Here is a 14440-nt window from a genome sequence, read left to right as displayed (position 1 = left end):
AGCCTAATTCATCGCCGCTTTTCAGCGGGCGGCGGCCTCCGCGGGTTCGGCCTCCGGCTCGGGGTTCGAGTCGGCCGCCGCGGGGACCTGCTTGCCGAGCTTGGCGCCCTCCACGTCCACGTCCGGAAGTATGCGTTCCAGCCACCGCGGCAGCCACCAGGCCTTGTCGCCAAGCAGGTACATGACGGCCGGGACGATCGTCATACGCACCACGAAGGCGTCCACCAGCACGCCGAACGCCATCGCAAAGCCAAGCGGCCGGACCATGTTCAGGTGCGAGAAGATGAAGCCTGCAAAGACACTGACCATGATGATGGCAGCGGCAGTGACCACCGCAGAGGCATGGCTGAACCCGGAACGGACGGCGTGCTTTGCGGACTCGCCATGCATGAAGGACTCGCGCATGCCCGAGGCGATGAACACCTGGTAGTCCATGGCCAGGCCAAACAGCACACCGATCAGGATGATCGGCAGGAAGCTCAGCACGGCGCCGGGATTGTCGACGCCGAACACAGGACCCAGCCAGCCCCACTGGTAGACGGCCACCACGGCGCCGAACGCGGCCGCCAGCGACAGCAGGAACCCGCCGGTCGCCAGCAGCGGCACCACGATCGAGCGGAACACGAGCAGCAGCAGGATCAATGACAGCCCCACCACGATGGCCAGGTAGGAAGGCAGGGCGTCGCCCAGCTTGGTCGAGACATCGATGTTGCCGGCGGTCTGGCCGGTGAGGCCGATGCTGACGCCGGTGGCATCTTCGATTTCGGACCTCTCGGCACGGATGTCGGAGACCACATCCACGGTGCTGGCGCTGGCCGGGCCTTCCTTCGGGATGACCTGGAACACCGCCGTCCCGCGGTCCTCGCTCAGCGCCACCGGGATGGCCGCAGTGACGTTTTCGGTCTTCCGCAGGATGTCCGCGACGTCCAGCTGCTTGGCCGTGGCCTCCGCCTCACTCAGGCCGTCCGGGAAGTCACCCACCACGATGATCGGCCCGGTCATTCCTTCACCGAAGCTGCGCTTGGTGGCGTCATAGGCCTGGAAAGCCTGGGAATCGACGGGTTCGGAGCCGCCGTCGGGCAGCGCCAGCCGGAGCTGGGCGGCGGGCAGGGCCACGATGCCCAGCGCCAGGACTCCGGCCAGCATGGCCAGCACCGGGTGCCGGGTGACAAGTCCGCCCCAGCCGTGGCTGCTGCGGTGTTCGTCCTTGGCGCGGTCTTCAACCTCACTGTTGGGGTCGGCATTGTGCTTCTCGGCCTTGCCCCAGGCCCGCTTGGAGATCAGCTTCCTGCCTACCAGGGAGAGGATGGCCGGGGTGAGTGTCAGGGCGACGAGGACGGCAACCGCCACGGTCGCGGCCGCGGACACGCCCATGACCCCCAGGAACGGCAGCCCCGGAACCACCAGAGCGGCGAGGGCGATGATGACCGTGAGGCCGGCAAAGAGCACGGCATTGCCGGAGGTTCCGGTGGCCCGGGCCACCGATTCTTCGGCCTCCATGCCCGCCAGCAGTTGACCGCGGTGGCGGTTGACGATGAACAGCGAGTAGTCGATGCCGACGGCGAGGCCGAGCATGAGGGCGAGCATTGGGGAGATCGAACTCATGTCGACGACGCTGCTCAGCGCCATGGTGGCGCCTACGCCCACCGCCACGCCGATGATCGCCATCAGCAGCGGCAGCCCGGCGGCGACCAGTGTTCCGAGCATGATGATCAGCACCAGTGCCGCCACGGCGATGCCGATAATTTCGGCCACGCCGAAGATCTCGGAAACGTCCTCGCTGATCTCCTTGCTTGGCAGGGCGGTAACCCCTGCCGATGAGACTTGGTGCACGATGTCCTGGACTTCCTGGCGCACCTCCGGGTCCAGCCCGTTGATGGAGGTCTTGAACTGGACCTGTGCGATGGCGGCCTTGCCGTCCTCGGAAACGAAACGCATTCCCGTGGACGCCTCCAACTGGCGCTTGGCGAGTGCCAGCTTTGCGTCACCTGCCTCCAGTTCCCTGGTCCCGGCGTCGAGCTTTTCCTGGCCGGCGGCCAGGGCGGCTTGCTGCTGGCCCAGCTGTGCCTCGATGACTGGCGCCGGGAACCCGGCCGCCGTCATCTGCGCCTCGGCAGCGGCGAGCTGTTCCTTGCCGGCTGCCAGTTCGGCGGCAGCTTTTTCCAGCTGTTCCTTGCCGGCAGCCGCCTTGGCTTCACCGTCCGCCAGGTCTCCGGCGGCCTTGTCCAGCTGGGCCTGGGTGGCGAACGGGTCGACGGTTCCCCGGACATCGGGGAGGGTCTCAAGCTTGGTCAGCGCCGCGGACACCGCCTCCTTGCCTGCCTGGCTGAACTGGGCATCATTGGCCTGGAAGACAACCCCGGCGGAGCCTCCGGACGACGCCGGCAGCTCCTTCTGGAGCTTGTCCGCCATCTGCTGGGTTTCCGTGCCGGGAATCTGGAAATTGTTGGACAGTGTGCCGCGAAAAGCTGCGGCTGCGCCGCCGACGGCCAGCAGGACCGCCAGCCAGAGCGCGACGACGAGCCATCGGTGGCGATAGGAAAACTTGCCAAGGCGGTATAGGAGAAGTGCCATGTCAGGACCGTTCTGCGTTGCGGGTGGAAGGTTGGGCGGAAGATTCAGTCGACGGGACACCCGGTGCAGGCCCGGCAAAACCGGATCCGAGCAGGGCCATCGAATCGATGAGCAGCTGGCGCAGGATGGCCAGGGATTCGGGGGAGAGGTCGGGACCGCAGCGGCGGAACCACACGTCCATCGCTGCCTTGCCACAGGAAACGACCGATCCTGCGAGGGCCCGGACATAGAGCTCGTCCTGATCAGCTGCCGGGGGCTGTCCGGTCCCGGAGCCTTGCCTGGTCCCGGAGTCTTGCTTAGACCCGGTGCCTTGTTCGGTCCCGGTGCCTTGGGGCGAACGCTCGCGGGCGGCTGCAACGATCTGCTCGGTGCAGTGGTCCCAGGCCTCCAGTTCGGAGCGTGCCATCAGGGGATTTCCCTGCGTGAGGCCGAACAGCTCGGCCAGCGGAGCCACTGTCATGGGATCTGCCAGCGCCACCAGGGCGGCCCGCGCCGACTCGATGATGGGCTCATCCGCAGGACGGCGGCGGAACTGCTCGAGGGCGCTGTCCAGGAAACCGTTGGTGACCGAGGCGATGGCCGCCTCTGTGCTGCTGAAGTAGTTGAAGAACGTCCGGCGTGAGATGCCTGCGGCTTCTGCGATGTCCTCGACCGTGAAGTTGCCGGGGCCGTTCTGCCGCAGGAGGGCAAGCGTGGAATCGGTGATGGCCTGCCGGGTGGCTGCTTTGTTCAGCTCGCGCCGGGAGACCGGCCCGCCGGCCTCTGCAGGAACGGAACCAGGCGACGGCGACGGGGAAGAAGTGGAAGTGGACACCCAGTTACACTACGTGCAAGTTTGCACTCTGCGCAACTGGAGGTCCACGCATGGGTTTCACCCCTGGATTCACAGCATCTTCACAGCAGGGCAAGAGGTGTTCTTGAGGAGCCGGGTGCATCCTGTTTCCATGCTGGCGCGGCAATGGTGCTTCAGGCCGGCGGATCGAGGAGCGAACCATGGAGCGTTCAAGAAAAGTAGCTCTCGGGCTGGGCGCGACAGCCCTGGCACTGACTGCCGGATTCGGTGTCAGCGGAATGGCGGCCGCGACAACAGCCACTCCCACGCCCTCCCCACCGTCCAGCAGCCCGGCCGGCCCTCCCGCTGACGCGCCGCGTTCGGATGTCGGCCGGCACGGTCATGGGCACGGCCACGGCCACGGACACGGTCACCATGGGAATGGACGCGGCCACGGTGTCCTGGGGCGGGACGCGGCGGCCCTCGCGGCAAAGCTGGGGGTGGACCAGTCCAGGGTGGAGGATGCGCTCAGGGCATTCCGCGACGCTAACCACCCGCCCGGCCGGTCCGCCGACGGGACCAAGCCGGACAAAGCGGCGAGGGAGGCAGCGCTGGCAGCGTCACTGGCCAAGTCGCTGGGGATCGAGGAAGCCAAGGTCAAGGCCGCCCTCGAGGAGCTCCGCACCCAGGCGCAGACGGACCGGGCGGCAGCATTGAAGGGCCGGCTAGACCAGGCGGTCCGGGACGGGACGCTCACCCAGGCCGAGGCGGACGCAGTCGCCAAGGCCGTGGAAAAGGGCGTGATCGGCGGCCACTAGGTTTGGCCCGGTAGTGCGTTAGCCGGTGCGGTCGACGGCGGCGAGGATTGCGGCCCCGAGTTCCGCAGGCCTGGTGAACTGCGGCCAGTGGCCGGTGGGAAGGTCCACGAGTTCGAGGTCGCGGATACGGGCGAGCTCCTCAACGTAAGGGTGCCCGGCGTCCATCCACTCCGTCAGCAGGGAGGACGGGAACTCGCAGGCGATCACCGTGGCCGGGACCTCGTAGCGGCGCACGTCGTGAAGATGCTGCTTGTCGCAGGCCACAGCCCTGGGTTGCGGGATGGCCCGTGCGCGGAAGGCCTCCCGCAACCCGTCGTCGAGATCGGTGAGGTCGGCGTCGTCGAACACGTCCCACGGCGGCAGAGGTATCTCGTCACCCTCGGCCGGCAGCTCGTCATTGATGACCCCGCCCTCGCCCAGCGGGCCGCTGTCCACATAGACGGCCCGGACGACGCGGTCCGGGCGTTCGTCCACGGCGCCGTAGATAATGGCTCCTCCGCCGGAGTGGCCCACCAGGACCAGGGGACCTTCTATTCCGTCGATGGCCTCCACTACCGCATTGATGTGGTCGCGAAGCCCAATGCCGGACCGTTTGGCGTCCTTGGCCTCGAGCCCGGGAAGGGTCAATGCGTGGATCTGGTGGCCGGCCTCCACCAGCGGGGGAGTGACGCCGGACCAGGATGAGCCATCGAGCCAGAAACCGGGAACCAGAATGATGTCCATGCCCCGTACCCTACCCTCGGCGCCTGCCGAAGGGGGACCCATCCGGGCGGGCTGATTTAAATGAGTGTGCCCCGGGTGAACTTTGAGCAGTTCATCCCGGGGCACACTCATGTGGCTTGTGTCAGGCCTTTGAGCCGGCCAGCTCGGGCTCGACGGCGGCGGGGGCCTCTTCCTCGCGGAAGGCCTCTCCGGTGCGCGGTGCGTTGTACAGGGTTTCGTCAAGGATCCCCTGGCGCTTGGCCACGATGGTGGGCACGAGTGCCTGGCCCGCCACGTTGACAGCCGTGCGGCCCATGTCCAGGATCGGGTCGATCGCCAGCAGGAGTCCGACGCCGGCCAGCGGCAGTCCCAGCGTGGAGAGGGTCAGCGTCAGCATGACGACGGCGCCGGTGGTGCCGGCCGTGGCTGCGGATCCGAGGACCGCGACCAGGGCGATCAGCAGGTAGTGGCTGAAGTCGAGCTGGATCCCGAAGAACTGGGCCACGAAGATTGCCGCGATGGCCGGGTAGATGGCCGCGCAGCCGTCCATCTTGGTGGTGGCGCCCAGCGGCACGGCGAAGGAGGCATAGCCCTTGGCGACGCCGAGGTTGCGCTCGGTGACGCGCTGGGTCAGCGGCAGCGTGCCGATGGAGGAGCGGGACACGAAGGCCAGCTGGATCGCGGGCCAGGCGCCGGAGAAGTACTGCTTGACGGACAGGCCGTTGAAGCGGACCAGGGCCGGGTAGACGCCGAACAGCACCAGGGCGAGGCCGATGTAGATGGCCGCCGTGAACTTGCCCAGCGAGCCGATGGTGTCCCAGCCGTACACGGCCACTGCGTTGCCGATCAGGCCCACGGTGCCCAGCGGTGCAATGCGGATGATCCACCACAGGACCTTCTGGATGACGGCCAGGGCCGAGGCATTGAGGGCCAGGAACGGCTCAGCCTGCTTGCCCACCTTGAGGGCGGCGATTCCGACGGCGATCGCGATCACCAGGATCTGCAGGACGTTGAAGCTGACGGACGTGGTCACGGCGCCGGACTCAGCGACCGTGGAGCTGGCGCCGAGGCCCAGGAAGTTCTTCGGGAACAGGCCGATGAGGAACGCCCACCAGTCGCCCTGCTTGCCGTCGTACTCCGCGTCGCCGGAGATGCCGGTGTTCGCGCCGGGCTGCAGGAGCACGCCCAGGCCAATGCCGATCAGCACGGAAACCAGGGATGTGATGGCAAACCACAGAAGGGTGTTCCAAGCCAGCCGCGCGGCGTTGGAGACCTCACGCAGGTTGGAAATGGAACTCACCACGGCCGTGAAGATCAGCGGCACGACGGCGGTCTGTAGCAGCGACACGTAGCTGGAGCCAATGGTCTGGAGCGTCGCGCCGAGCCCGTTGGGCTCCGCCTTGGTGCTGCCGGTGTACTTTGCCAGCAGGCCAAGCCCCAGCCCGACGATCAGGGCTGCAATGATCTGGAAGCCGAAGGAACCTGCCCACCGGGGCAGCTGGAAGCCGGGACGGCCGGCCGTGGATGAAGTGGTTTGATTGCTCACCCCAACAAGTTAGGCCGCATAAAATACAGCTTCCAGTCGATATTGAGAAATATTACGCTGCTCCCGGTGGGTAGGTGACTCGGAACGCCCGGAAAAACGCCGCCACCCCGCACTTTTATGAAGTTATTCCCGCGGGTGGTGTGGCAAACATCTCGCCCCCAGAGGGGTGCCTAGCCGAGCATGGCCCGCTTGAGGGTGTCGAGGCCCACGGAGCCGATGTTGAGCGCCTTCGTGTGGAACGCCTTGAGGTCAAAATCCGGCCGGGCTTCGAGCTCCGCACGGATCTGTTCCCAGAGCCGCTGGCCCACCTTGTAGGAAGGGGCCTGGCCCGGCCAGCCGAGGTAGCGTGCGAACTCGAACTGCAGCTGGCCTTCGCTGATGTCCAGGTTGGCCTTGAGGAAATCAAAGCCCTTCTCCGGCGTCCAGGTACCCGTTCCCCAGCGTGCGGGGACCTCGAGCTCCAGGTGGACGCCGATGTCGAAGACGACCCGCGCCGCCCGCATCCGCTGCATGTCCAGCATGCCCATGTGGTCGCCCGGATCCTTGAGGTAGCCGAGTTCCTCCATCAGCTTCTCTGCGTACAGGGCCCAGCCCTCGCCGTGTCCCGAGGTCCAGCAGACGTTGCGCCGCCAGCTGTTAAGCAGTTCGCGCTGGTAGACGGCGGTGGCCACCTGCAGGTGGTGCCCGGGCACGCCCTCATGGAACACGGTGGTGGTCTCGGCCCAGGTGGTGAACGTGTCCTCGCCTGCGGGCACGGACCACCACATCCGTCCGGGCCGGCTGAAGTCGTCCGAAGGCCCCGTGTAATAGATGCCGCCCTCGTCGGTGGGGGCAATCCGGCATTCCAGTGTCTTCATGGCGTCGGGAATCTCGAAGTGGACGCCGGCAAGGTCGGACACCGCACGGTCGGACAGCTCCTGCATCCATGCTTTCAGGGCATCCGTTCCCTTCAGCTGCCGGGCGGGATCGCTGTTGAGGATCTCCTTGGCCTCCGCGATGGAGGCACCCGGCTTGACTTCGGCGGCGACCCGTTCCTGGGCGGCAATGATCCGCTCGAGCTCCTCGACGCCCCAGGCGTAGGTTTCTTCGAGGTCGACGGCGGCGCCCAGGAACACCCGCGATGCGAGGGCGTAGCGCTCCCGGCCCACGGCATCCTTCTCCGGGGCAACCGGGAGCAGCTCCTCCTTCAGGAATTCGGCCAGCCTGGCATACGCCGCCCGGGCGGCGGCAGCACCGGCGTCGAGCTTCTCCTGCAGCGCCGCCGGCAGCGGGCCGTCCGCGGTCCTGGCTTCTGCCGCGAGCTTGGCGAAGAAGCCGTCCTCCGCCGCGTATTTGGTGGTCTGTTCGATCACGATCGACACCTGCCGCCGCGCTGAAACCTTGCCATCGTCCTTGGCGGTACGCAGGGACTCGATGTAGCCGCCGATGGCTGCGGGAACGCTGTGGGTGCGGCCCGCGATGTTCGACCAGTGTTCCTCGGTGTCCGTGGGCATGAGGTCGAAGATCGAGCGGATGTTCTGGGCCGGGGAGTCGATGTTGTTCAGCTCCGCCAGGTCCCAGCCAGATTCGTGGATCTCAAGCTGGAGGCCCAGGCGTTCGCGCAGTGCGTCGAGGGAGACGGCGTCGACGTCGTCAACAGGTTCCAGCCCCTCGAGGGCTTCCAGGGTTTTCCGTTCCGCCGTGGCGAACCTGCTGATGCCGGCAGGAGAAAAGTCCTGGAACTCGGTGTCGTGCCCGGGGATGCCGAGCGTGGTGGCCAGGCTGGGGTTCAGGGCAATGAGGGTATCGGTGTGGGCGTCGGCGACGGCGTCGATGGCGGTCCGGGGGCGTGCCGGGACGGCAGATTCAGTAGTCACCCCACGAGACTAATCGCGAGGCTCCAGTTATGAAAGACTTACTGAATTTTAGCCCCGGCTGCGCTTCCAGGCGCCCGGACCCGGCGTTGGTCCCAGCCGCAGCTGCTGCCGGCGCATCCACTGCCGCGTGCTGGGCTTGGCGGGGCCGGCTGCTGCCGGCCCAAGGGAAAGCACGACGGCGGTAAGCGCCGCCAGCTCTTCGGGCGTCGGTTCGCCCTTGGTGACGGAGAACAGGGGTTGGGCCGGCTGGGCGTCTTCGGCAGGCTCAGCTGCCTGATTCTGGGCGCTCACAGCGGGATGTTTCCGTGCTTCTTGGCGGGCAGGCTCGCGCGCTTGTCGCGCAGCGCCCGGAGCCCCTTGATGATCTGCAGCCTGGTGTCCGAGGGTGCGATGACGGCGTCGACGTACCCGAGCTCGGCGGCCTGGTACGGGTTCAGCAGCTCTTCCTCGTACTGCCGGATCACGTCGGCGCGCTTTGCCTCAACGTCGCCGCCGGCCTCGGCCACAGCGGCGAGGTCGCGCCGGTAGAGGATGTTGACGGCGCCCTGGGCCCCCATTACGCCGATCTGGGCGGTGGGCCACGCCAGGTTCAGGTCGGCACCGAGCTTCTTGGAGCCCATGACGATGTAGGCGCCGCCGTAGGCCTTCCGGGTGATCACGGTGAGCTTGGGCACGGTGGCTTCGGCGTAGGCGTAGAGAAGCTTGGCGCCGCGGCGGATGATGCCCTGGAACTCCTGGTCCTTGCCGGGCAGGAAGCCCGGAACGTCCACGAGGGTGATGATGGGGATGTTGAAGGCGTCGCAGTGGCGGACGAAGCGGGCTGCCTTTTCGGAGGCCGAGATGTCCAGGGTGCCGGCGAACTGCAGCGGCTGGTTGGCCACGATTCCCACCGTGTGGCCCTCGACCCGGCCGTAGCCGATGATCACGTTCGGCGCGTACAGCGCCTGCATCTCCAGGAAGTGGGCGTCATCGACGATCTGTTCGATCACCTTGCGCATGTCGTACGGCTGGTTCGCGGAATCCGGGATCAGCGTGTCCAGGGTGAGGTCGTCGTCGTCGAGTTCCAGCTCCTGCTGGTGGTCCAGCACCGGCGCCTCGGAGAGGTTGTTGGAGGGCAGGAAGTCCAGCAGTTCCCGGACGAACTCAATGGCGTCGGCCTCGTCGGAGGCCAGGTAGGTGGAGGTGCCCGTGGTGGCGTTGTGCTGCCGGGCGCCGCCAAGGGTCTCCATGTCCACGTCCTCGCCGGTGACGGTCTTGATGACGTCGGGGCCGGTGATGAACATGTGGGACGTCTTGTCCACCATGACCACGTAATCGGTCAGGGCGGGGGAGTAGGCTGCGCCGCCGGCGCAGGGGCCCATGATGAGGGAGATCTGGGGCACCACGCCGGATGCGTGCACGTTGTTGCGGAAGATGTCCGCGAACATGGCCAGCGAGGCGACGCCCTCCTGGATCCGCGCGCCGCCGCCGTCGTTGATGCCCACCACGGGGCAGCCGTTGCGCAGCGCGAACTCCTGGACCTTCACGATCTTTTCGCCGTTGACCTGGCTCAGGGAGCCGCCGTAGACACTGAAGTCCTGGCTGTAGAGGGCCACGAGCCGGCCGTCCACGGTTCCGTAGCCGGACACCACGCCGTCACCCAGGGGCTTCTTCTTCTCCATGCCGAAGGCTGTGGAGCGGTGCACGGCCAGCGCGTCGAACTCCACGAAGGAGCCCGGGTCCACCAGCAGGTCGATGCGCTCGCGGGCGGTGTTCTTGCCGCGGGCATGCTGCTTCTCGATGGCTTCGGGGCCGGAGGGCTGCTCTGCACGTGCCTGGCGGTCGCGGAAATCGGCAATCTTTCCCGCCGTCGTGGTCAGATCGTGGCTCATGAAGGGTCTCCGGCTCTGTAGCTGTTGTGCTGTAGCTGTTCTGCTGCGGCAGCGTGACGCGGGCGTTGGCTGCCGGCTTAAGTAGCATCCGTACAAATCCAAGGCCTTGATGGCTAGTCTAGTGACGCAAATTCCCGGGACCGCTGTAGGGTTCCTACAATTTTCGTCCGTGGCGTCGACGGAAGCTCAAATGTTACTCGCGGGTAACAAATCCCGGCTAGAGTGTCCCTATGACTTCGAGCAACGACGCTTTGCCTGTTCCGGCCACGCCCTACCGGGCCGCCGGCAGCCTCCGGGACCGGACCATCCTGATGTCCGGCGGCAGCCGCGGCATCGGCCTCGCCATCGCCCGGCGGGCCGCCCGGGACGGCGCCAACGTGGTGCTGCTGGCCAAGACCGGCGAGCCGCATCCCAGGCTTGAGGGAACGGTCTACAGCGCCGCCGCGGAAGTGGAGGCCGCCGGCGGCAGGGCACTGCCGCTGGTCGGGGATGTCAGGAACGACCGTGATGTCGCACGCGCTGTGGAGGCCGCCGTCGCCCGCTTCGGGGGGATCGACGTCGTAATCAACAACGCCTCCGCGATCGACCTCTCGCCGACGGATGCCGTGGACATGAAGCGCTACGACCTCATGCAGGACATCAACGTCCGCGGTACCTTCCTGCTCTCCAAGCTTGCGCTGCCGGCACTGCGCAATTCCACCGCGGGCCATATCCTCACGCTCTCGCCGCCCCTGAACCTCGACCCGAAGTGGGCGGGCCGGCACCTGGCCTACACCCTGGCCAAGTACGGCATGAGCCTGACCACCCTGGGGCTGGCTGAGGAACTGAGGAACGACGGCATCTGCGTCAACTCGCTGTGGCCGCGGACGCTGATCGACACGGCCGCCATCCGGAACATGGCAGGCGGCGAGTCGATGGTCCGGGCAGCCCGCAGGCCGGAGATCATGGCTGACGCGGCACACGCCGTGCTCACCGGGACAGCGGCCGGCACCAGCAACACAGGCAACTTCTACACGGACGAGCAGGTCCTCGGAGCCGCGGGTGTCACGGATTTCCGTCCCTACAGCCTGGGCGCCGCCGAAGCTGACCTCGTCCCTGACATCTTCCTCTGAACCTGGAACGCACAGCGCGAACGTACACTTGTGGCCCCGTTTCCACCCGGAATTGGGGCCACAAGTGTACGTTCGCGCTTCCAGCCGACCCGGCCGCAGGCTTTCCCGGCCGTGCCGCCCGGCGAGTCGCTAGGATTCAGGTATGGATGCCGCACGCCCTGACGATAGCCGTGGACCGCAGGAGAACCCGACCGGAACGACGGGCCTGCCCGAGCGGCCGGCCCTGGACCGGGAAGCCCTGTCCGACGCCAACTTCCTCGCCGCCACCGGCATCGCGCAGCTGGCGGTAGTGGAGACCACGGGGTCCACCAACGCCGATCTTCTGCAGGCCGTGACCGCGGACCCCAAGGCCTGGCCGGACCTGGCAGTCCTGACCGCGGAGCACCAGACTGCCGCCCGCGGCCGGCTCGACCGCTCCTGGGAGGCGCCCGCCCGCAGCTCGGTCCTGGTGTCTGTGGTGCTGCGGCCGGCGAATTCCAACGGCCAGCCGCTGCCTACCGAGACGTACTCATGGCTGTCCCTCCTGGCCGCCGTCGCGCTGCGCGATGCGCTGGATGAGACTGCGGGACTTCCCGCCGAGCTGAAGTGGCCGAATGACGTCCTGGTGCGGGGTGGAAAAATCGCCGGCATCCTCGCCCAGCTCGGACCGATGGGTGACGGCTCCGTGCCGCCCGTCATCCTTGGCACCGGACTGAACGTCACACTCACGGAGGATGAGTTGCCGGTGCCCACCGCCACGTCAGTCCAGCTGGAGGGTGCCGTAACGGTTGACCGGACCGCCCTCCTGAAAAGCTATCTCTCGCGTTTTTGTTCGCTCTACCGCAGCTTCTGCAACGCCGACGGCGATGCCACGGCCGGCCTGGCCGGCGGTCCCTCGCTGCACAAGCGGGTCGAGATGGCGATGGTCACCCTGGGCCAGCAGGTCCGTGCCCAGCTTCCCGGTGACCACGAAATCATCGGCCACGCCTCCCGGCTTGATGACTCGGGCTCCCTGCTGGTGGTGGACGCCTCCGCCCACGAGCATGTGGTGACAGCGGGGGACGTTGTCCACCTGCGGCCGTGGTCCCCGCAGGAGCAGGGCAAGCATGGGGCTGCAAAGCCCGGCCCGGCGGGGCACAGCACTGTGAAGCATGGCTCTGACAAACAGGGGTCCGGCGAAAGCGGTTATGCGTAAAGAGCTCCTCCCCGGCGAGCAGGTCATTGTGGTGACCCGCCCGCAGCCCAGGGTGCTGTTCCTCCCGGCGGTGGTTTTCATTGTGGTGCCAGCCCTTGTTGCCTTCGCGAGCGCCTGGATCATCCGTGGCGGCCTGTCGGCGCTGGCCCCGGCTGTGACGCGGGAATGGACGTTCTGGGCGGTGGCCGGCTGTGTGCTGGCCGGGCTGTGGGTCCTGTTGGGCTACTGCCTGCCGCGGCTCCTGAGGTGGCAGGCCACTCGGTACTTCCTGACCAGCCAGCGGGTGTTGGCGCGCTTCGGCCTGCTCAGGCGCCGCGAGCGGCAGGTTTTCCTGGCGTCAGTGCGTAATGTCACAATCAGCCAGTCGATGCTCCAGCGGATGTTGCGGTCAGGGAATATATCCTTGGATGCCGGGCACCATTTCGGCGCAGTGCTGAAGGATGTGCCGGAAGTTGCCACCTTCCACAGGTTCCTGCTGGACGCCCTTGACGAGCTTCCGGACGAGGAACCATTTGGATTGGGTCAGGCGCCGGATGAGCCCGGCGACCGGTTTCCGCGGGATGTGAGAGAAGGTGGAAGAGATGAACGATGAGGATCAGCGCGGCGGCCAGGAGACGGGTACACAGGAGGCAGTCATGCCTGAAAGCGGCATGCAGGAAGCCGGGGCAGAGGAAGCCGGCGCAGGCGAGTCCGGGGCGCAGGACAGCGGCCACCGGGAGGTGGCGGACGCCGTCGTCGAAAATCCGCCCACTGGCACCATGTCCGCGGAGCGCATTGCAGCCAAGGCCCTCGAATCAAAGCTTCTGGGCGGTGAACGCAAGCTGCGCCGCCGCGAGGTGGCCGCCGGCGTAGGTCTGTCGCTGCTCTCGGCACGCAAGCTGTGGCGCGCCCTGGGCTTTCCCAACTGGGGCGACGACGACGTCGCCTTCACGGAGCGCGACCAGGCCGCCCTTTCCACGGCCGTGGGCATGGTCCGGGCCGGGAAGCTCACCGAGGAAGCGGCCATTTCCGTGACCCGTGCCATCGGGCAGATGACGGACCGCATGGTGGTGTGGCAGATCGAGGCCCTGGTTGAGGACATGGTCCATGAACAGGGGCTCACCGACGCCCAGGCCCGCAAGCGCCTGGTCCATGAGTTGCCTGCCCTGGTGGACCCCCTCGAGGAGATGCTTGTCTACTCCTGGCGGCGTCAGCTCAACGCCGGTGTGCAGCGGCTGGCTGTCCGGGCCGAAGCCGGCCTGCAGGCCAGCGAGGAAGGCCGCGAAGGCGACGAGGACGATGCGCCGCTTCCGTTGGCGCGTGCCGTGGGCTTCGCCGACCTGGTCTCCTACACGAGCCTTTCGCGGCGGATGAACGAGAAAACCCTGGCCAAGCTGGTGCAGCGCTTCGAGAACAAGTGCGCCGAGATCATCTCGGTGGGCGGCGGCCGGCTGGTGAAGACGGTGGGCGACGAAGTCCTCTACATCGCCGAGACGCCGGCTGCGGGTGCTGAAATCTCCCTTGCCCTGGCCGAGGCCTTCACCCGGGACGAGATCCTGCCCGAGGCCCGCGTTGCCATGGTGTGGGGGAGGATCCTCTCCCGCCTGGGCGACATCTACGGGCCCACCGTCAATCTTGCCGCCCGCCTGACCACGCTGGCCGATCCCGGCACTGTGCTGGTCGACTCCATGACGGCCGCGGCGCTGGACCAGGACGAGCGGTTTGTGCTGATTCCCCAGAACGTGGAGAACGTCCGGGGATTCGGTGAGATCCAGCCTGTCACGCTGGCACGGGGACGGGGCCAGGGCCTGGTCCTGGACTAGGCGCCGGGCCACGTTCCCGCACCAGGCGCGGCGTGGGCAGTCCTCCCCATCGCCCGGAGGGGACTGCACGGGTAGGCTGGCGGGGTAACGGACGGCCGGAGGGCTGTTCTTGGACAAGCCGCCAGCGCCCATGTCATAGTCGAGACTCGAAAATTGTTCCGGCGTCTCTACGGGGGAGTGGCGGACTGTCACCGGCCCCTGATGAACATCAGG

Annotated in this window: 12 protein-coding genes; 5 read left to right on the top strand and 7 right to left on the bottom strand. The window is 67.1% G+C overall.

Features of this window, described 5'->3' with window-relative positions:
- Window positions 1-21: 21 nt before the first annotated feature.
- Window positions 22-2574 carry an MMPL family transporter gene (locus BWQ92_RS03515; protein ID WP_076798317.1) on the bottom strand — a complete coding sequence of 851 codons (2553 nt, stop codon included), beginning with the start codon at window positions 2572-2574 and terminating at the stop codon, window positions 22-24.
- Window position 2575: 1 nt separating this feature from the next.
- Window positions 2576-3388, bottom strand: coding sequence for a TetR/AcrR family transcriptional regulator (locus tag BWQ92_RS03510; RefSeq protein WP_076798316.1), 813 nt, complete (start codon window positions 3386-3388; stop codon window positions 2576-2578).
- A 179-nt stretch (window positions 3389-3567) separates the two neighbouring features.
- Between BWQ92_RS03510 and BWQ92_RS03505 the strand changes: the two genes are divergently transcribed.
- Window positions 3568-4164 carry a hypothetical protein gene (locus tag BWQ92_RS03505; protein WP_076798315.1) on the top strand — a complete coding sequence of 199 codons (597 nt, stop codon included), beginning with the start codon at window positions 3568-3570 and terminating at the stop codon, window positions 4162-4164.
- 18 nt (window positions 4165-4182) lie between these two features.
- Here BWQ92_RS03505 and BWQ92_RS03500 read toward each other — a convergent pair whose 3' ends face one another.
- The 5 genes from BWQ92_RS03500 to BWQ92_RS03480 all read right to left on the bottom strand — a co-directional run bounded on the left by BWQ92_RS03500 (window position 4183) and on the right by BWQ92_RS03480 (window position 10139).
- Entirely contained in the window at window positions 4183-4887 is a 705-nt protein-coding gene (locus BWQ92_RS03500; protein ID WP_076798314.1) for an alpha/beta fold hydrolase, read from the bottom strand.
- Between the two features lie 121 nt (window positions 4888-5008).
- Complete coding sequence (locus BWQ92_RS03495; RefSeq protein WP_076798313.1) at window positions 5009-6412, bottom strand: dicarboxylate/amino acid:cation symporter; 1404 nt, start codon at window positions 6410-6412, stop codon at window positions 5009-5011.
- A gap of 170 nt (window positions 6413-6582) precedes the next feature.
- Window positions 6583-8268 (bottom strand): DUF885 domain-containing protein, encoded by a 1686-nt coding sequence (locus BWQ92_RS03490; protein WP_076798312.1) that lies wholly within the window; start codon window positions 8266-8268, stop codon window positions 6583-6585.
- A gap of 48 nt (window positions 8269-8316) precedes the next feature.
- A complete protein-coding gene (locus BWQ92_RS03485; RefSeq protein WP_076798311.1) occupies window positions 8317-8559 on the bottom strand; it encodes an acyl-CoA carboxylase subunit epsilon in 243 nt (80 codons plus the stop codon).
- On the bottom strand, window positions 8556-10139 hold the full coding sequence (locus tag BWQ92_RS03480; RefSeq protein WP_076798310.1) for an acyl-CoA carboxylase subunit beta: 1584 nt from the start codon (window positions 10137-10139) through the stop codon (window positions 8556-8558). Before BWQ92_RS03480 ends, BWQ92_RS03485 begins: the two co-directional genes overlap by 4 nt.
- Window positions 10140-10369: 230 nt before the next feature.
- On the opposite strand from BWQ92_RS03480, the gene BWQ92_RS03475 reads away from it, so the two are divergent.
- The 4 genes from BWQ92_RS03475 to BWQ92_RS03460 all read left to right on the top strand — a co-directional run bounded on the left by BWQ92_RS03475 (window position 10370) and on the right by BWQ92_RS03460 (window position 14227).
- The gene (locus tag BWQ92_RS03475; protein WP_076798309.1) at window positions 10370-11251 is read left to right on the top strand and encodes an SDR family oxidoreductase; all 882 of its coding nucleotides are present in this window, start codon (window positions 10370-10372) and stop codon (window positions 11249-11251) included.
- 142 nt (window positions 11252-11393) lie between these two features.
- Window positions 11394-12425 (top strand): biotin--[acetyl-CoA-carboxylase] ligase, encoded by a 1032-nt coding sequence (locus BWQ92_RS03470; protein ID WP_076798308.1) that lies wholly within the window; start codon window positions 11394-11396, stop codon window positions 12423-12425.
- The gene (locus BWQ92_RS03465) at window positions 12418-13017 is read left to right on the top strand and encodes a PH domain-containing protein (RefSeq protein WP_076798307.1); all 600 of its coding nucleotides are present in this window, start codon (window positions 12418-12420) and stop codon (window positions 13015-13017) included. Before BWQ92_RS03470 ends, BWQ92_RS03465 begins: the two co-directional genes overlap by 8 nt.
- Window positions 13007-14227: an adenylate/guanylate cyclase domain-containing protein gene (locus BWQ92_RS03460; RefSeq protein WP_076798306.1), complete on the top strand. Its 1221-nt coding sequence runs from the start codon at window positions 13007-13009 to the stop codon at window positions 14225-14227. The genes BWQ92_RS03465 and BWQ92_RS03460 overlap by 11 nt, the downstream gene beginning before the upstream one ends.
- Window positions 14228-14440: the final 213 nt, after the last annotated feature.

Origin of the sequence: Arthrobacter sp. QXT-31 (assembly GCF_001969265.1) — a bacterium.
GTDB lineage: Bacteria > Actinomycetota > Actinomycetes > Actinomycetales > Micrococcaceae > Arthrobacter.
The sequence above is the reverse complement of the archived record's forward strand: the minus strand, read 5'-3'. Positions and strand labels throughout refer to the sequence as shown.

Bases quoted from the DNA above. Each gene is read 5' to 3' on its own strand.
- BWQ92_RS03515 (WP_076798317.1), bottom strand. From the start codon at position 2,574: ATGGCACTTCTCCTATACCGCCTTGGCAAGTTTTCCTATCGCCACCGA.
- BWQ92_RS03505 (WP_076798315.1), top strand. From the start codon at position 3,568: ATGGAGCGTTCAAGAAAAGTAGCTCTCGGGCTGGGCGCGACAGCCCTG.
- BWQ92_RS03500 (WP_076798314.1), bottom strand. From the start codon at position 4,887: ATGGACATCATTCTGGTTCCCGGTTTCTGGCTCGATGGCTCATCCTGG.
- BWQ92_RS03480 (WP_076798310.1), bottom strand. From the start codon at position 10,139: ATGAGCCACGATCTGACCACGACGGCGGGAAAGATTGCCGATTTCCGC.
- BWQ92_RS03475 (WP_076798309.1), top strand. From the start codon at position 10,370: ATGACTTCGAGCAACGACGCTTTGCCTGTTCCGGCCACGCCCTACCGG.
- BWQ92_RS03470 (WP_076798308.1), top strand. From the start codon at position 11,394: ATGGATGCCGCACGCCCTGACGATAGCCGTGGACCGCAGGAGAACCCG.
- BWQ92_RS03465 (WP_076798307.1), top strand. From the start codon at position 12,418: ATGCGTAAAGAGCTCCTCCCCGGCGAGCAGGTCATTGTGGTGACCCGC.
- BWQ92_RS03460 (WP_076798306.1), top strand. From the start codon at position 13,007: ATGAACGATGAGGATCAGCGCGGCGGCCAGGAGACGGGTACACAGGAG.